The organism is Mycobacterium sp. D16R24, assembly GCF_002013385.1.
In the GTDB taxonomy this organism is placed as follows: Bacteria; Actinomycetota; Actinomycetes; order Mycobacteriales; family Mycobacteriaceae; genus Mycobacterium.
In genome coordinates, this window is record NZ_MAEV01000035.1 from 1 (window position 1) to 17,517 (window position 17,517).

Consider the following 17,517-nt stretch of genomic DNA (forward strand, 5'->3'; position numbering starts at 1 on the left):
GCGAAAATTCGCACGAGGGCGTTCACTGACACACCACCAGATCCTGATTGGCGAAGGACACCTCACCGATTCCGGGCATCTTCACCACGCCGTTCTTGCACTCGAAGGCGGTGGGGGGCGCCGTCTTCTCTTCGATCAGTGCATCGCGCATGCCCTGCACGAGGTCGGGGATCAACGACAGACCCGCCATGATGGTCGGGGTCCCCGGGGTGGTGCGGCTCGCCACGTCATACAGGGGTAGCTGGGCGCCGTCGACCGTGTTCTCGATGTACCGCAGCAGGCTGATTGCTCTGCGCAATATGGGCAGTGCATCCTTGCCGGCCCTATTGAATTCGTCGGCCTGTTGCTCGAACGGGGCCAGCACGTCGTTGAGATCGTTGACCAGATAGAACAGCTGGTCGGAAGTGCCGCCGAGGTCCTTCGAGATATCACCAAGATTCGTGACGATGGCCTGGAGGGCGGCCTGGCGGTCCACCGAGAGTTTGAGGACGGCATCGATATCACGCAGGATCGGCCCTATTCCGCGCTCGTCACCCTGGATGAGCTGCAGAATGTTCTCGGTCAATCTGTTGAACTGGGCGGGGTCCAATGTTTGGAATATGGGCCGGAAACCGTTGAACAGCTTGGCGATATCGAATGAGGGGATGGTCTGTCCGAGCGGTATGGTCGCGCCGGCCGCCAGGGGCGCACTGGGTGTTGGTGCCTGGGCGATCTCGACGTACCGTTGACCGACCAGCGACTGATACCGGATCGCGATGGTGGTGTTCTGGTAGAGCGGATGGTCTGTCAGCACATTGAACGTCACCCGCGCGTTCTTGCCGTCGAGATGAATTCTCTCGACCTTGCCGACCTGCACTCCTGAGATGCGTACGTCGTTGCCGATGATCAACCCCGAGGCGTCGGTGAACAGCGCATCGAAGCGCCGCACCGGGCCGTTGACTGGTGTGCGCAGGGCGTTCACGATGATCAGGGTCAGCACCACGGCTACTGCGACTGTCGCGGTGAGGCCGGCCATCAGAAATGCAATCCGTTTCATCGCGGTCCTCCAGAGGTTGGCCCGGGCACGGGTCCGGTGACCGTGGAAGCGGCCCGGCCATCGGGCGCCATCGGCATTGCCGCGGCGAGCCCTGGCGCGGTGTCCATGATCAGCTGGACGTTGAGGCGTACCTTGCCGTTGTCGACGGGGAAGGCGGCGGTTGTTCGGTCGAGCAGGCCGTTGAGCCTGTCGTACGCCGGGGCGAGGCTGCCCAGGAAGTAGGTGGATGGGATGGCCAGATCCAAGAGCGACCGAACCAAGGGAACGATCCAATCGTTGTTGTCGTGAAGTCCGTCGCCAATTCCCTTGAGCAGGTTCGTCAGCCCATTGATCGCGGCGGTGGCCCGCTCGGTGTCACTCGGAGCAACCATGAAGGTAAGGCTGTCGAGCAGCTTGTTGGTGGACCCGATGACGGGCGCAAATTCGTTGGCGCCCTCGATCAATGAGGCCATGACCGCCAGCGTTTGGGAGAAGGGCACTGTCTGAGAATCGGCGATCATCGCGAACAAGTCCCAGAAGGATTTCACGACCGGGCCGGTCAGGTCGGCGTGCCGCTCGAATGTTGCGATGATCGCGTTGAATTCGCGGCTGTCCAGGATCGAGCCCAGCCGCTGACCCATGCGCAGAAATCCGGTGATGGATGCCGCCTCGACGTCACTGCTGATCTCCAGCACCCCACCGGGTTTCAGCGGTTCGCCGACGCCGTTACTGACGAGCTCTACGGCGGCGGTGCCGAAGATGTTCGACGAGGTGAATCGCGCCGTGGTATCGGCCGCGAGGGCCTTGGCTTGCCGACCGTCGAGGGTCACCGTCATCCGCTGCTTGTTGTACCCGGTGGTCTGCAGGGATTTGACCTTGCCGATGTTGTAGCCGCGGTACTTCACCTCGCCACCGGGGCCCATGCCCTCACCAATGGTATTGGTAATCAGAGTGAGCTCGAAGGGCTCGCCATAACTGCCGATGCCGGATTGATAGAGCGAATAGCCGCCGGCGGCGACCACAAGTGCCAGCGCAAGTCCGCGCACCTTGAGGGCGCCTGGACCTGCGGACCGTCCGCTGGGATCTTTATAGATGGCCACCCGTTACCCCGATATCTGAATTCCAGGATTGTTGCCCCAGAAGAGCAACGTGAGAAGCATGTCGAAGAGAACGATCGCGACCAGCGAGGCCCGGATGGCGCGCCCGGAGGCCATACCCACGCCCTCGGGTCCGCCATCGGCGTAGTAGCCCTGATAGCACTGGATGGCGATGATGATGACGACGAACACCACGGCCTTGATCACCGAATAGAGCACGTCAATCGGGTGCACGAATGAGTCGAAGTAGTGCTTATACACGCCCTGCGACTGGTTGTGGACGAAGAACACCATGAACGCGCAGGAACCATAGGCCAGCAGCAGCGTCAGTACGTACAGCGGAACGATGATGACGATTCCGGCGATCACGCGGGTGGTGACCACGAACGGGATGGACCGGATGCCCTGCGCCTCGAGCGCGTCGATCTCCTCAGAGATGCGCATGGCCCCGATCTCGGCGGTCATGCGGCATCCCGCTTGTGCGGCAAACCCGATCGCGGCGATCATCGGGGCCATTTCCCGGGTGTTCACATAGGCGGAGATGAATCCGGTGAGCGAACCCATGCCCACCATGTCGAGGGTCGAGAAGCCCACGATGCCGACCGACGCGCCGACCGCGATCCCCATGAAAACCAGAACGCCGATCACCCCGCCGCCGACGATGATCGAGCCGTTGCCCCAGGTCATGTCGACGAGCAAGATGCCGGTTTGGCGTCGGTAGCGCTTGATGGTCTGCGGTATGGCGGCCAGCACCAGGCCGACGAAGGTGATCTGGTGGCCGAGATATTCGGCGGAGCCACCCGCGCCCTTGGTGAAGTTCCAGATGGACCGCGCGACCGGGGGTAGTTCGTCGGGGAAGTACCGCGAGGGACGGGAGGTGGCCACTGTCAGCCCACCTTCGACGGCATGAACATCGCGACGATTTGAGTGATCACGGTGTTGAGCACCATGACCGTGACCACACCGATCACGACGGTGGCGTTCACCGCATCGGCGACTCCCCGCGCGCCGCCCTTGGCCTCTAGGCCGCGCTGACAGGCGACGAGGATGACCACCACGCCGAACAGCCAGGTCTTGAGAACCGCGACCGTGACGTCATTGACGTTCGCGAACGCGGCGAACGAGGACAGGTAGCTGCCGGGGGTACCGCCTTGAAAACCGACGTTGACCAGGTAACCGGCGAAGATTCCGACGAAGATGATGAAGATGCACAGCAGTGGTGAAACGAACAGAATCGCCGCCAGTCGGGGCGTCACCAGCCGCTGGATGGGATTGACGCCCATCACCCGCATGGCATCCACTTCCTCGCGGATGCTGCGGGCGCCAAGATCGGTGGCGACTGCGGAACCCGCAGCGCCACCGAGGAGCAACGCGGCGACGATGGGGGCGCCCTGCTGGATGACGCCCAGACCACCGGCGGCACCGGAGATGGACGATGCTCCGACCTGCGAGATGATGCTGCCCGCCTGCACGGCGACGATCACACCGAAGGGGATCGACACCAGGATCGCCGGAACAACCGTGACTGTCAGGATGAACCAGGACTGAATGACGGTGTCTTGCCACGGGTGACGCAGGCGGACGATGTCGCTCACCAGAAACGCGAAGGACTGCGCCACCAGATCGACATAGCGGCCCAACGTTTTCAGCATCGAATCGGTTTGGGAGACCACATATTCGACGGGGCGCCGGACAAGTCGAGGGGCCCGATTGAGTAGCTGGAAGCCGCCGCCCGATCCCGAAGAGGCTGGGCTGTCGACGGTGGATTTGCTGCCGTATTCAACATCGGAGGATTGGCCCCACTCGTCCGCGACGGACTCTGGGTGCGCCTCGGCCGCTATTTGACTCATGGCTGAGTTCAAGAGCGGCTCCTTTGGCTTTGCATTTCGAGGCTGACCTCGATGGACGGACCGTCTAATGGACAGCTGTGTAACAGTGGGTATCTAGTACCCCACATCACAGTCGGTGGCTTAGTGTGGTGTAGGCCATGGCCCCTGTCAAGCGCGGGGTTACCGCGTTGATCAGGTTGCAGCATGTGCCCACGCGGGTAGATATGTGACGCGTCCTGGTCGGGGCGGTGTCATGGCGAGGCTGTCGGAGGTCCCCCGACCCGGCCTTCTAGCAATTCACTGGTTCAGTGTTCAGTTTATTGGCTAGGGCAGAGGCTAGCGGAGGTTCACGATCTTGGGACGGGAATTGTCAAGAATTTGCGAGCGTGGGAGGGGCGGTGGTCACCGACCGCACCAGCTCGATGAATGAGCCGATGTACGCCTCGCGTGCGTCCCCCGCCAGTTCGCCTCGGATGGCCTTCAGCGTGGCGGCCATCGACAACCCGGTGATGGCATGCGCCAGGAATTCGGTGTCGACGGCCAAGGTGATGGCACCGTCCGTGCGGGCCTGCTCGATGATGGTGATGTTGATGGACTCGATGAGGTCCAGGATGCCGAACATCCGCTTCGTCATTGCTGAGTCGAGCAGACCTTCACGCAGGATGACCTGCACGATCTCCGGACTGTTATCCAGCATGTCGAATAGCCGAGTGAATACCGTGCGCAGATGCTGGTCGAAGTCACCCGCATTGCCCAACAGGTCGCTGGTGTCGTTCACCGCCGCGAGCGTTCTCTGGAAGTAACTGTCGATCACCGCGTCCAGCGCGTCCCGTTTGGTGTCGAAGTACAGATAGAACGTGCCCCGCCCCACGCCCGCGCGCTGGGTGATGTCGGTGATGCTCGCCTTGTGGTAACCCTTCTCGGCGAATTCCAGGGCGGCCGCCTCGGTCAGGGTGCGCTGACGCTCGCGTGCACGCGTCGGATTCGGCGGGCGGCCCGGCCCTCGCCGGCCTCCGTTGGTGCTGGCCACGCGAACACAGTAACCACTCATGGCAAATATGTTGGTAAATGCACTAACGTGCCGTCGCATCATTCGGGCGCGATCACAACCATTTCATTTAGCTGAACTGCGGGCCGGAGAAATATGCCGTGGTGGGGAGGTGGGGGTCGATACCTCTCTCTAGGGTCGCCGATACCGTCGGCGTGACGGCATTGTTTGCTGTACACCTCATGGGGGTTGCTCATCGTGGGCGCCCCAGTTGATTCTCGGTTCTTCTGGGTCGCGCTATGCGCACCGGAGGCCCAGGTAGTCGGTCTACGATGTGGGCGTGTCAACGCAGGTGTATCCCGATCGCGGCCTTCCTGAGCTGACCGGTGATGCGCGCGTCGACCGGTGGCGTGAGCATCGTGCGAAAGTTCGCGCGGAGCTGGTAGAAGCGACTCTGCGTGCGATCGACGAGCTCGGTCCGGATCTTTCGATCGACGATGTCCTCAAGTCCGCGGGTATCTCCCGGCCCAAGCTGTACCGCTTCTTCGCCGACAAGGAAGCCCTCTTCACCGCGGTGGCGATGCGTGTTCAGGAGTTGGTTGTCGAGCGGGTGGTGTCGAACATCGACTTGTCCCTGAGCCTGCTTGAGCTTTTCCGCTCGGGAATGGCCGGTTACGTCGACCTCGTCGATGAGCAGCCCAACCTGGTGCGCTTTCTGCTGAGTGTCCACTATGCGAATGCGACATCGCTCATCGAGAGCGGGCGGCCGCTGTCCGACGCCATTGCCCAGCTGGTGGGCTCGATATTCAGTTCTCGCGGTGGCAACGCCGATCACATCGAGTATGTGATCGATGCGATGCTGGCCTCCACCGGTATCGCGGTCCTGCGCTGGTTCGACGAGCCGGTCATCAGCAAGGAAATGCTCGTCGATGAGCTGGTGGTCTATGTGTGGGGGGGGCTGGCGGCATCCGCCAAGGCTCGTGGTGTCGAGCTGCATCCGGACGATCCCATCGTCCTGCCTGTCGACTAGCCTCTGGCCCTGCCCGGCGGGACGCCTTCTTTCGTTGTCGCCCTGGGTCGCTCGTCGGCCACCCGGTGATCTCTTGAAATCCATTTCGCCCGCAGCGGTGTATTGCGCCCCGCGCCGCCGTCGTCTTATGGTGTACTGAAGGTAGTACTTCAAGTACTAGTAACTTTCCGTCACAAGGGAGTGGTGAAATGGCAAGTCCAGCTGCGGCGTACCCCAAGACCCGGCGGATCCGATTCCGTTTCGGCGACGACGGCAACGCCCACAAGTACTTCGTGGAAAACGACATCGTCTACAGCCATTTCGTCGCCGGACTGTCCGGCGGCTTCCCTCCGGGCGAAGAGGGATTCATCCGTTCGGTGCGTAGGTTCTCCGACCAGATCACCGATCCGGTGCTCAAAAAACGCGTCGCAGGATTCATCGGGCAGGAATCGGTGCACGGACAAGAGCATCGCCGGGTCAACGAGAAGCTGATCGATCTGGGCTACCCCATCGCATGGTGGGATGCGCCGAAACAGGTTGACCGGTTGATCCGGTTCGAGAATATGCTCCCCGCTCGCGCACACCTGGCCTTCACGGCGATGGCCGAGCACATGACCGCGATCCTTGCCGAGCGGACTCTGGGTAGCGAGGAAGTGCAGGCCATTCCGGGTGATCCCGAAGTGTGGCATCTGTTGAACTGGCACGCCTTGGAGGAGCTCGAGCACAAGTCGGTGGCATTCGATGTGTACCGCGCGGTCGGCGGTACCGAGACCATGCGGATCGGTCTGATGCTCGTCGCGATGACCATCGTCCCTCCGCTGACGCTCGGCGTTCTCGCCGGCTCGTTGCTGTCCGACCCGGTCGCGCGGCGCCAGCCACTTCGGCTGTTGCGCGAAGCGCGGGGGCTCTTCGGCGGACCCTTGTTCAAGGGGATCGTGGGCGATGTTCGCAAGTACCTGCGGCCCGGCTTCCATCCAGATGACATCGATACTGAGGAGCTGCTGGACCGTTGGCAGCAAGAGCTTTTCGGTAGTAAGGGCCTTCTCGTCGATCACCTCAAATAGCCCGCGACACGTCAAAGGAGACGCGAACCGTGAGCACTGCCGCACGGCATTCAACGACGGCTGAGCCGGAACAACCCGACCACGAGGTGGCGGTTATCGGCGCCGGCTTTGGCGGAATCGGGACAGGTATTTCTTTGCAACGCAAAGGTATCCACGATTTCGTCATCATCGACAAATGGGACCAGGTGGGTGGTACCTGGCACGCGAACACCTACCCGGGGGTAGCGGTCGACATCCCGTCGGTGGTGTACAGCTTCTCCTACGAGCAGCGCGGCGATTGGTCGCGTCTGTTCGCGCCGGGCGATGAATTGCAGCATTACGCCGATTTCATGGTGGACAAGTATGGACTGCGTGAGAAGCTGCGGTTGGGGACCAGCATCGTCCGTGCGGAATTCGACGAACGAAACAGTCTGTGGCGGTTAGTCACCGATGGAGGCAGGGAGATTACCGCCAGATACTGCGTGATGGCGGTCGGCGGCCTAGAACGTCCGAAGATGCCAGATATTCCGGGAGTCGACGATTTCGGCGGGACGCTTCTGCATACCGCGCTGTGGGATCACGATGTGGCGCTTGCGGGTAGGCGCGTCGCGGTGATTGGAACCGGGGCGACTTCACTGCAACTGGTTCCCGCCATCGTCGACGACACACGCCATCTCACGGTGTTTCAGCGCACACCCATCTGGGTTGGTCCGAAATTGGACCTCGAAATCGGCCCATTAGGCCGGGTAATTCTGGGAAATAAGCAGATTCGCTCCGCCATCCGATCGGTCGCGACGGTCGGGATCGAGCTTGCCATGAGCGGATCGGTGGCAGGTCCGGCGTGGCTGATCAACGCGGCGCGCCGCGCCGGCGAGGCGCCGATGCGCCGGTGGATGCGCAAACAGGTCGATGATCCTGTGATTCGGGAGAAGTTGATCCCTCAGTACGGATTGGGCTGCAAGCGTCCATCGATGTCGAACGAGTATCTCAAGACGTTCAACCGGGATGACGTCAGCCTGATCACCGAATCGATCCAATGCGTGACACCCCACGGAGTACGCACCGTCGACGGCGTCGAGCACGAGGTTGATGTGCTGATCTGTGCGACGGGATTCAAGCTGTGGGACAAGGGCTCGGTGCCACCGTTTCCTGTACTCGGTCGCAGCGGGCAGGACCTCGGCGAGTTCTGGGACAAGCACCGTTTCCAGTCCTACCAAGGGGTTTCGGTGCCCGGCTACCCCAACATGTTCTCCATTACCGGGCCGTACGGATTCGTGCTGGGGTCCTATCTCTGGATGATCGAGGCGACATCGGCGCACCTGGCGCGAGCCATCGCCGAGACCAAGCGTCGTGGCGCCACCATCTGTGAGATACGGCAGGAGGTCCACGATGAGTACTTCCAGAAGTGTTTGAAGCGGCAGGACAAGAACTTCCTGTTCACCGATGTGTGTGCCGGGTCAAACACGTACTACCTGGATCAAAACGGTGATTCGCCGTTCCGGCCGACGACACATGGCGAGATGTATTGGCAGAACCGTCATTACAACCTTGATGTATACCGCTACTCAACGGGTTCGGTAGTTCCCGAGACCGTGGCATCGATCTCCGGGGAGAGTGCGTGAGAAACAACGCGCTGGAGCCTCGACTGGTCGTGGTGACCGGTGCGGGTAGCGGTATCGGCCGGGCGACCGCGATCCGATTCGCCAAACGCGGTGCCTACGTGGTGGTTACCGACCTGGATCTGGACACCGCCAATGAAACGGTGGACCTGATCCACGCGGACGGGCGCAACGCGTCGGCGGTGCAGCTTGATGTCACCGACCCCGACCATTGGGCGGACGTCGCCCGCTACGTGTCCATCGAATACGGCGTTCCGGATGTGCTGGTGAACAACGCGGGGATTGTGGTCAGCGGTCCGTTCTTCAAGCTGAGCGCCGCAGACTGGGACAAACAGCTGTCGGTGAATCTGATGGGTGTGGTGCATGGGTGCCGGGTGTTCGGTGAACAGATGGTCGCACGCGGCGGCGGGCATATCGTCAACATCGCCTCGGCAGCCGCGTATACGCCGACCGCGGTGATGGCGCCGTACTCGGTGTCCAAGGCCGGTGTCAAGATGTTGACCGAGTGTCTGCGGCTTGAATTGGGGCCCAAGGGTGTTGGTGTCAGTGCGATATGTCCTGGATTCATCAATACCAACATCGGTATCCACGGCACCATGGTGGGTATCGACCAGGAAATCGTTGATGTAAGCCAGCGGAGCATGCGGCGGTTACGTGAGATCACGGAGAAGCTGCCCTGGGCGCCGATGAGCCCCAATCTGGTCGCACGGGCAGTCACCCGCGCGGTTCGTCTGGATCTTGTGGTGGTTCCGGTGAAGCTCGAGTCATGGCTGGGCTATGTCCTGTCGCGGGCTTTTCCGGCCGTGAACAGGCGACTCATGGCTCCGTTCGGCGTCGACAGATTCGAGCGTCTGGGCGAGCGTGCGGCGGCCAAACGCAGCGAGCGTCAGGCTCCGGTTCTTGTCGATAGCGTGCAGTAGGGAGACCACGATGAAACTCAACAAACTCGAGCCCCAGTTGGTGGTAGTGACCGGTGCCGGCAGCGGCATCGGCCGGGCCACAGCCGTTCGATTCGCCAAACACGGTGCTCACGTGGTCGTTTCCGATATGGATCTTGACTCCGCGCGCGCCACGACAGCAATGATCCGCGCCGATGGCAACACGGCATCGGCGGTGCAGCTGGATGTCACCGATCCGGACCAGTGGGAAACCTTCGCGCGGGACGTGCTTGCCGATCATGGCGTGGCCGATGTGTTGGTCAACAACGCGGGAATCGCCTTGGGCGGGGCATTTCTGAAGCTCAGCCCGGCCGACTGGGACAAGTTGCTCTCGGTGAACCTCATGGGCGTGGTGCATGGGTGCCGGGCGTTCGGTGAGCAGATGGTTGAACGCGGCAGCGGGCATATCGTCAATATCGCCTCGGCCGCGGCCTTCACACCGACTCCGGTGATGGCACCCTACTCGGTGTCCAAGGCGGGTGTGAAGATGCTGACCGAATGCCTGCGGTTGGAGTTGGGCTCGAAAGGTGTTGGAGTCAGTGCCATTTGCCCCGGCTTCATCAACACCAACATTGGGCTTAACGGAATAACCGTGGGCGTGGACCAAGAGATGGTCGATCGGGGTAAGGAGATCATGCTCCGGGTGCAGGAGTTCGCAGCAGGCCTGCCGTTCTCCCCGATGAGCCCGGACTTGGTGGCACGCGCTGTGATGCGCGCGGTGAAGTACGACCTTGCGGTGGTGCCGGTGCGCACCGAGGCATGGCTCGGATATGTGCTGGGCCGAGTCGCTCCGGGAATCAACCGGCGTACCACACAGGCGTTCTCGATCGAGCGGGCGGAGCGGTGGGGTGCCTGGGCCCTCGGCAAATTGGATGATCTGAATCTGCTTCCACGTCAGGGCGGCGTCGAGGTGGCCCGAAAGCCCACGGCAGCACGGAGGTAGACAGATGAACGACACGGCAGACATCGGGGACGTGGCGCTGCGCGCACGTAACGTTACGTTCGACTTCTCGGACTCGCCACTGCAATGGATACCGGATGAGCCGGTGGCCTCGCACGCGCTCTCTGCGCTGAACTTCATGCTGCCCGCCGGCGAGTTGTTCTTCGTCGACGTGTTCGGACGGGCACTGCCGCACATCAAGGATGAGAAGCTGCGTGAGGCGGTCATCGGTTTTATCGGTCAGGAGCAGTTGCATTCCGATACACACGACAAAGCGCTGCTGGAGTACTTCGGTCAGCATGGTATCGATGCACAGCCGCTGCACGAACTGACCGACCGTGTGCTTTCGACCTTCAAGCAGCAGACGGACCGGCTCCCGCCCAAGGTGAGGTACCGGGTGATGGTCGAGGGCATCGCCATCATCGCGGGTATCGAGCACCTGACCGCCACCGCAGGGGACTGGCTGCTCAACCATGATTTCGAAAAGTACGGTGCCGATCCCGTGATCACCGACATGTTCCGCTGGCACGGTGCGGAGGAAGTCGAACACCGCAGCGTCGCTTGGGATCTTGCTCGGCACCTCGGGGTCGGGCGCCCCCGGATGATGGCGTACTTCGTCGGCTCCTGCGCGACAATCCCCGTGGGTCTGGTCTTCCTCAGCTGGCTGCTCGCACGTGCCGACCCAGACCTGCCGAAGATGAGCCTGGCGCAATGGCTCCGAGAGACCAACAGGGCGATGAAGCGCGGCGCGACCCTGAGATGGAGCGTCCTGGGGGAGGGGTTCAGGAGCTTCCTGCGGCCCGGTTTTAGTCCGGAATCCATCGGGGACACCGCACAGGCGGTTGCCTATCTGGCCAAGTCTCCGGCCGCCAAAGCCGCGGCTGTGGCATGACGCGGGCACTTCCGGTGGCGACCCCGAGGAGCCGCCACCCCCTGGGCTGGGGCATGAAGGTTCTTGACGTCGTGGGGCCGACCGCCGTCGCGGCCTTGGGCAAGACACTGCCCGCCGTGCTGCGGCTGAGCCCGCTGCTGGGGCCCGTCCGTCAACCCAGATGGGTGGACCGGTCGCTGAATCTGGTTGTCCGGGAACGTTCCGTGGTGGCTGCCGACCAGGACGTGGTGGCCTTCACGCTCGGTGCGGTGGGCGGAGGTGAGTTGCCGAGGTGGCGGCCCGGCGCACATCTGGATGTCACGTTGCCCTCGGGTGCGGTGCGCCAGTACTCGTTGTGCGGTGACCCGCGTGACCGGTACCAATACCGGATTGCGGTGCGACGCATACCCGGTGGCAACGGGGGATCGATCGAACTGCACGACGGTGTGCGTATCGGTGACACTCTTGGGGTCAAGGGGCCGCGGAACGCCTTCCCGCTGGCGACCACCGGACATCTGAACGCCAGTACCCGCCAGTTCCACTTCGTGGCCGGGGGAATCGGCATCACACCGATCCTGCCGATGCTGGCGGTCGCTACGGAGCTCGGGCTGCCGTGGACGATGACGTACACCGGGCGCCGTAAGGAGTCCATCCCCTTCCGCGATGAGCTGGCCCGCTACGGCGAACGGATCACCATCCGTACCGACGATGAGGACGGGTTGCCGACACCGGCCGATCTGCTGCCGCCGTTGCACCCTGATCTTGCGGTGTACTGCTGCGGACCGGGACCCATGTTGAAGGTGATTCGCGACGCGGTCACCGAATACCCAGGCGCTGAGCTGCATTTCGAGAGATTCTCGGCGCCGCCGATCGAAAATGGGCTGCCGTTCCAGATGCAGCTGGGCGTGGGCGGTCCCGTAGTGGATGTCGGGCCCGAGAACAGTGCGTTGGACGCGGTTCTCGCGGCCAGACCCGGCACACCGCACTCGTGCCGGCAAGGCTTCTGTGGCACCTGCAAAGTCACGGTGCTCTCGGGTAACCCCGATCACCGCGACACCCTCTTGACCGAATCACAGCGCGCCGAAGGCCAGATGCTCCTATGCGTATCTCGTGCCGACGGCGGGCGGTTGGTACTGGACTTCTGAGAATGGAGATATGGGATGACTCTCACGACAGAGCGCGAAGACGGAGTGACGAACGACCGTGTCACCGAGCATGTGGTGCGCAACGGCGCTATCGACGTCGCGTACTTCGTTCAGGGCAACCCCGACGGGGAAACCATTCTGCTGGTGCATGGGTGGCCGGATTCGCATCATCTCTGGGACGGCGTCGCGCCGTTGCTCAGAGATCGCTTCCGGTTGGTCGCGATTGACAATCGTGGCGCAGGAAAGAGCTCCAACCCCAAGAGCTTCCGCGGCTTCCGGCTCACCGAGATGGCCAGCGACTACGTAGCCGTGGCCGACGCGGTGAGCCCCGACAAGCCCGTACATGTCCTTGGTCACGATTGGGGCAGTGTCGCGATGTGGGAGGCGATCTGCGATCCCGGCCTGGAACAGAGATTTTCCTCCTTCACGTCGGTGTCCGGGCCCTCGGCGCATCACATGAGCCGGTGGGTGCGGTCACGGCTCGGTAATCCAACGCCGAAGAATGTGGCGCTCGCGCTGGGGCAGATTGGCTCCTTGCTGTACATGTTCGGATCCATGACTCCCGTCATCCCCAACGTTCTACTCAAGCTCGCCATGAACGAAAATCGTTGGCGTGCTGGGCTTTCCCTTGCGGAAGGTGCTCCCGTCGAGCAGATTCACCTCGGGCCGACGTTCATGAGCGACATTACCAAGACATTGCGGGTGTACCGCGCCAACGCGTTGCCCGCGATGCTGCATCCACAGGACCGGCACACAGGCGTGCCCGTGCAGGTTATCGTCGGTACCCGCGACCCCGCGGTGCGCCAATCGAACTACGACGACGAGCTCACATGGAACAAGCAGACATGGCGGCGGGTGCTCGATGGTGGCCACTGGTTGCCCTTCTCTCACCCACACGTGCTCGCTGCCGCAGCTACCGAACTCATCGACGCGGTATCGGGCAAGGAGCCCGACCGTGCACTGCGGAGGGCGGAAATGGGCAAGAGCCGCAAGCCATTTGAGGATCAGCTCGTCGTCATCACCGGCGGGGGTAGCGGTATCGGCAGGGAGACCGCCCTCGAGTTCGCCCGGCAGGGCGCCGAGGTGGTGCTCTCCGATGTGAACCTCGACGGTGCCAATGAGACTGTCGCGCTGATCGAACAGGCAGGCGGTGTGGCGCACGCATACCGGCTCAATGTCGCGGACGAGGATGCCGTCAACGCGCATGCCGAGGAAGTCGTCGCGCTCCATGGCGTGCCCGACATCCTGGTGAACAACGCCGGAGTCGGTGCCGCGGGTGGTTTCCTGGACACACCTTCCGAAGAATTCCGCCGCGTCATCGAGATTAACCTGTTCGGAGTGGTCAACGGCAGCCGGGCATTTGGCGCGAAGATGGCCGAGCGCGGGCTCGGCGGTCATATTGTCAACCTCTCCAGCATGGCTGCGTACAGCCCGCAGAAGGCTTTTACCGCATACTCGACCAGCAAGTCCGCGGTGTTCATGTTCTCCGATTGCCTGCGCGCCGACCTTGCGGCGCACAACATCGGTGTCACCACCATTTGCCCTGGCGTGGTGCATACCAACATTGTGGCCAATACCAAGATTTCGGGTGTGGATGCCGCAGAAGAGGCGCGGATGCAACAGGCCGGCGACAAGGCCTATGCGATGCGCCGCTACGGTCCAGACAAGGTGGCGCGCCAGATCGTTACCGCGGTGCGCAAGAACAAGCAGGTCGTACCCGTGACACCCGAGGCGCGGCTGCAGTACCTCAACAACCGTGTGGCGCCGGGACTCACGCGCTACTTCGCATCCAAGGCGGGCATGACCGACCTCATCAAGCTGGTGCCCAGCAAGAAGTAGAGGGCCAGTTCGCCGCTAGGTCGCGATCCGGAGGGCGGCCTCGCGGCGGGCACGGATGAATTGTCCTTGCCCGGTGAGTGTTTGGTCGATGTTAGTCCAGCCCTGGGCGCGCAGCCATCCGGTGACTTCCTCGCGCCCGAAGGCGCGGAAGCCGCCGATGCGCATTGCCCCGGTGACGCCCGGGAACGAGGCCGCCGGGGTTCGCAGTGACGTGAAGATCACGATCTGTCCGCTCGGCCCCGCCACTCGGCACAGTTCCCGCACGGCCTGTTCGGGATTGGGGATGAGGTACAGCGCAGCGAGGCAGACCACCGTGTCGAATGCCGCGTCGGCGAAGGGCAGTGCGTGCGCGCTGCCGCGGACGTAATCCACATGTTCGGCCGAGTTGTCGCGCACTGCCCGCCGCAGCATGGGGCCGGACAGGTCTAGGCCGATACACGCGCCGTCGTGCCCGAGCTGCGCGGCGAGCTCACGGGTGTAGAGGCCGGGACCGCATGCGACGTCAAGGATCTTGAGATCCCCGCGACCGGCGATCTCACCCATCAAAGCGGTGTGTGCCTTGAGGGTGCTTCGACCGCCATAGCTGAACCCGCGGGTGAACATTGGCCGCCAGGCGCGCTCGTAGATCGCCGCCAACAGGGGGCTCTGCATGAACCGGTTGGCCAGGGAAACCGGCTCGTCGCTTTCGGGGCCGAGGACATCGAGATAGCCGTGTTTGCGCTCGGGCGGGTGCGCGATCCGGGTGGGATCGACGAACGTATCGGCGAGCGTCGGATCCGGCAGGTTGCCCACGGTCCCTCCAGTACACATCGGTTGATTTCAGATTAATGCAACGGATAGTACTGGATACCTAATGTCACGCATAGGCTAGCAACATGTGAGTCTGTGCAGCATGGAGACGCGGGTCCCACTTGTTATTTAGTGAATGGCATGTCAGTCTATTAAATACCTGAGCGGCGGGTGGGGTGTTTCTACGCGGTAGGCACATCCCATCGCGACCGCTCAGCCGGAGATGCCGCAGGCAAAGGGAAGGAACGTGCCGTGAAACGAACCATGGAACCCGCCATGGGTCTGTATGACGAACCCGATTACGAGGTCGCGATCATCGGTGCCGGGCTGGGTGGCATCTGCGCGGCCATCAAGTTGCTTGAGATCGGCATCGAGAACTTCGTCATCATCGATCGGGATGAGGACTTTGGTGGCACGTGGTTGCGCAACACCTACCCCGGGGTCGGTGCCGACATCCCGACCGTCGCCTACCAGTTCACCTTCGCGCCGAAAGGCGACTGGCAACGATTCTTCGCCACCGGCGCCGAAATACAGCAGTACGCCCAGGATTTGGTTGCCGAGCACGGACTGCGCGCGTATGCGAGATTCGGAACACGTGTTGAGCGTGAGGTGTTCGATGAAGGCAATCATCTGTGGCAGGTGCATACCGCCGACGGTGAGATCATCTCGTCACGTTTCCTGATCAGCGCAATCGGTGCGTACATCAACCCGCGAACAGCCCCGGATATCCCGGGGCTGGACACCTTCGCCGGCCCGATACAGGTGCCGTCCCGGTGGCAGCACGACGTGGACATGCGCGGCAAGCGTGTCGGAATCATCGGTGTGGGAAGTTCCACCGTGCAGATCGCTCCGGCCATTGCCGGTGAGGTGGAACATCTCGATGTGTATCAGCGGACACCGCAGTGGTACTTCCCGAAGCCGGACTTCCGGATGCCTCGGCCGCTGCAGCGGTTACTGGCGGGGCGCAGATTCGCTAACGCGGTCAATGGTATTGCCTTGGCGGGCATCGAACTTGGCTTGCGCGTTCTGATCTACACGCCCAAGCCGTTGTTCCGGGTGGGTGCGGCGGTCTTCGACAAGGTGGCGCTGTGGGCGTATCTGGGCTGGCTCCGGTACAAAGTGGATGACCCGGAGGTTCGAGAGCAGCTGCGGCCGAGGTTCGGGGCGGGCTGCACCCGCGGCACGCTGGGCGCCGACTACCTGCCGACCTTTAACCGGTCGAACGTGACGCTGGTGTCGAACGGTATCGAGCGGATCACCCCGACGGGCATCGTGGACAAGACGGGTACCGAACGCCCCGTCGATGTCCTGGTGCTGGCCACCGGGTACGAGATGTTCTCGGACCCGGAAACCTATCGGCTGGGAACTGTGCTGGGTACCAAAGGATTCGACCTAGCGGAGTTTTACCGCGACAACGGGCTGCAGGCATACCAAAGCACCTCGGTCCCGGGCCTTCCCAACAGGTTCATGCTCGTCGGTCCGTACTCGTGGACCGGCACCAGCTTCCACTACATCCTGGAGAACTCGATGCGTCACATCGAGGCCGTCATCAAGCTCGCCCGTGCCAAACGGGCCACCTGGGTCGAGGTCACGCAGGAGGCGCTGGACGACTTCCAGTCGAACATCGCCCGCAGCGGTGCCAACCTGAATCGGTACTTCACGGTGAACTGTGCCGGGTCGAACAGTTACTTCATCAACTCGCAGGGCGACACACCCTATGTGCGGCCGTGGACGGTGTTGCAGTCATATCGGCGCAGTGTCAAATTCCCTTCGGGTGCTTACGATTTCAGGTCCATCAACAGCCCCGTTAAGGAGATCGAACATGCGATTTGATGCAGTCCCTATCGAGCTCGACGGGGTCGAGGAGTTCTTCGCCACCGCGCCGTTCGTGACTCGTGTTCGGCGCACTTTCGACGCACCGCCCGAGGACGTATGGCGGGTGGTGTCGGGCGACCGCATGTGGTCATGGCTGCCCTCGGTATGGGGCTGCCGGTATCCGCAGGACATCACGCCGACCGCCGGCACCGTGCGGGATTTCCAGATGTACATCCATTCCTGGATGGTGTTCGCCCAGCACGAGCAGATCATTCACTTCGATGCCCCCCGCGTCATGCGGTACACGGCGCTGGACGCCACTCTGCCGGTGTTCGGGTCGTGGTGCGAGGAGTACCGGGTCGTGCCGGAGGCCGATCCCGGCAAGGCCACCGTGGACTGGACGCTGGCCTGCGCGCCGCGATACCTGACGAACATCCCGGGATCGCAGTATGTGATCCGCCCGGTCGCCGCCATCCTCAAGCCCGTCTTTTGGTTCGGCCTGGGTGGCCTCGCGCGCGAGCTGCCGGTGCGCGGTCCGCAGCGCACCGGCTGACCCCCGGCCGGGGGCCCCGCGTTCGCG

16 protein-coding genes are annotated in these 17,517 nt (G+C 62.6%); 10 read left to right on the plus strand and 6 right to left on the minus strand.

Annotation, left to right across the window (positions count from 1 at the left end):
* Positions 1 to 22 precede the first annotated feature (22 nt).
* The 5 genes from B4383_RS23865 to B4383_RS23885 form a co-directional block, all read right to left on the minus strand.
* Complete coding sequence (locus tag B4383_RS23865; RefSeq protein ID WP_078294177.1) at positions 23 to 1,036, minus strand: MCE family protein; 1,014 nt, start codon at positions 1,034 to 1,036, stop codon at positions 23 to 25.
* Positions 1,033 to 2,115, minus strand: coding sequence for an MlaD family protein (locus tag B4383_RS23870; RefSeq protein ID WP_078294175.1), 1,083 nt, complete (start codon positions 2,113 to 2,115; stop codon positions 1,033 to 1,035). The genes B4383_RS23865 and B4383_RS23870 overlap by 4 nt, the downstream gene beginning before the upstream one ends.
* A 3-nt stretch (positions 2,116 to 2,118) precedes the next feature.
* Positions 2,119 to 2,997, minus strand: a complete 879-nt coding sequence (locus tag B4383_RS23875; RefSeq protein WP_078294173.1) for an ABC transporter permease — start codon at positions 2,995 to 2,997, stop codon at positions 2,119 to 2,121.
* A gap of 2 nt (positions 2,998 to 2,999) precedes the next feature.
* Positions 3,000 to 3,962 carry an ABC transporter permease gene (locus B4383_RS23880; protein ID WP_078294170.1) on the minus strand — a complete coding sequence of 321 codons (963 nt, stop codon included), beginning with the start codon at positions 3,960 to 3,962 and terminating at the stop codon, positions 3,000 to 3,002.
* A 349-nt stretch (positions 3,963 to 4,311) separates the two neighbouring features.
* Complete coding sequence (locus tag B4383_RS23885; protein WP_078294168.1) at positions 4,312 to 4,971, minus strand: TetR/AcrR family transcriptional regulator; 660 nt, start codon at positions 4,969 to 4,971, stop codon at positions 4,312 to 4,314.
* 292 nt (positions 4,972 to 5,263) lie between these two features.
* Between B4383_RS23885 and B4383_RS23890 the strand changes: the two genes are divergently transcribed.
* From B4383_RS23890 to B4383_RS23925, 8 genes are all read left to right on the plus strand, one after another.
* Positions 5,264 to 5,959, plus strand: a complete 696-nt coding sequence (locus B4383_RS23890; RefSeq protein ID WP_078294166.1) for a TetR/AcrR family transcriptional regulator — start codon at positions 5,264 to 5,266, stop codon at positions 5,957 to 5,959.
* A gap of 188 nt (positions 5,960 to 6,147) precedes the next feature.
* Entirely contained in the window at positions 6,148 to 7,002 is an 855-nt protein-coding gene (locus tag B4383_RS23895) for a metal-dependent hydrolase (protein ID WP_078294164.1), read from the plus strand.
* A 29-nt stretch (positions 7,003 to 7,031) separates the two neighbouring features.
* Positions 7,032 to 8,603: an NAD(P)/FAD-dependent oxidoreductase gene (locus B4383_RS23900; RefSeq protein ID WP_078294162.1), complete on the plus strand. Its 1,572-nt coding sequence runs from the start codon at positions 7,032 to 7,034 to the stop codon at positions 8,601 to 8,603.
* Positions 8,600 to 9,520, plus strand: coding sequence for an SDR family NAD(P)-dependent oxidoreductase (locus B4383_RS23905; protein WP_078294161.1), 921 nt, complete (start codon positions 8,600 to 8,602; stop codon positions 9,518 to 9,520). The genes B4383_RS23900 and B4383_RS23905 overlap by 4 nt, the downstream gene beginning before the upstream one ends.
* A 10-nt stretch (positions 9,521 to 9,530) precedes the next feature.
* Positions 9,531 to 10,481, plus strand: a complete 951-nt coding sequence (locus tag B4383_RS23910; RefSeq protein WP_078294159.1) for an SDR family NAD(P)-dependent oxidoreductase — start codon at positions 9,531 to 9,533, stop codon at positions 10,479 to 10,481.
* A 4-nt stretch (positions 10,482 to 10,485) separates the two neighbouring features.
* The gene (locus B4383_RS23915; RefSeq protein ID WP_078294157.1) at positions 10,486 to 11,370 is read left to right on the plus strand and encodes a metal-dependent hydrolase; all 885 of its coding nucleotides are present in this window, start codon (positions 10,486 to 10,488) and stop codon (positions 11,368 to 11,370) included.
* A 53-nt stretch (positions 11,371 to 11,423) separates the two neighbouring features.
* Complete coding sequence (locus B4383_RS23920; RefSeq protein WP_078294155.1) at positions 11,424 to 12,494, plus strand: PDR/VanB family oxidoreductase; 1,071 nt, start codon at positions 11,424 to 11,426, stop codon at positions 12,492 to 12,494.
* Between the two features lie 15 nt (positions 12,495 to 12,509).
* Positions 12,510 to 14,333, plus strand: coding sequence for an SDR family oxidoreductase (locus B4383_RS23925; RefSeq protein ID WP_078294153.1), 1,824 nt, complete (start codon positions 12,510 to 12,512; stop codon positions 14,331 to 14,333).
* A gap of 15 nt (positions 14,334 to 14,348) precedes the next feature.
* Here the strand turns inward: B4383_RS23925 and B4383_RS23930 are convergent, their stop codons facing one another.
* Entirely contained in the window at positions 14,349 to 15,125 is a 777-nt protein-coding gene (locus tag B4383_RS23930) for a class I SAM-dependent methyltransferase (protein WP_286143797.1), read from the minus strand.
* Positions 15,126 to 15,386: 261 nt separating this feature from the next.
* Between B4383_RS23930 and B4383_RS23935 the strand changes: the two genes are divergently transcribed.
* Both B4383_RS23935 and B4383_RS23940 read left to right on the plus strand, forming a co-directional pair.
* Positions 15,387 to 16,955 carry an NAD(P)/FAD-dependent oxidoreductase gene (locus B4383_RS23935; protein ID WP_176126563.1) on the plus strand — a complete coding sequence of 523 codons (1,569 nt, stop codon included), beginning with the start codon at positions 15,387 to 15,389 and terminating at the stop codon, positions 16,953 to 16,955.
* Positions 16,945 to 17,490: an SRPBCC family protein gene (locus tag B4383_RS23940; protein WP_078294149.1), complete on the plus strand. Its 546-nt coding sequence runs from the start codon at positions 16,945 to 16,947 to the stop codon at positions 17,488 to 17,490. Before B4383_RS23935 ends, B4383_RS23940 begins: the two co-directional genes overlap by 11 nt.
* Positions 17,491 to 17,517 lie beyond the last annotated feature (27 nt).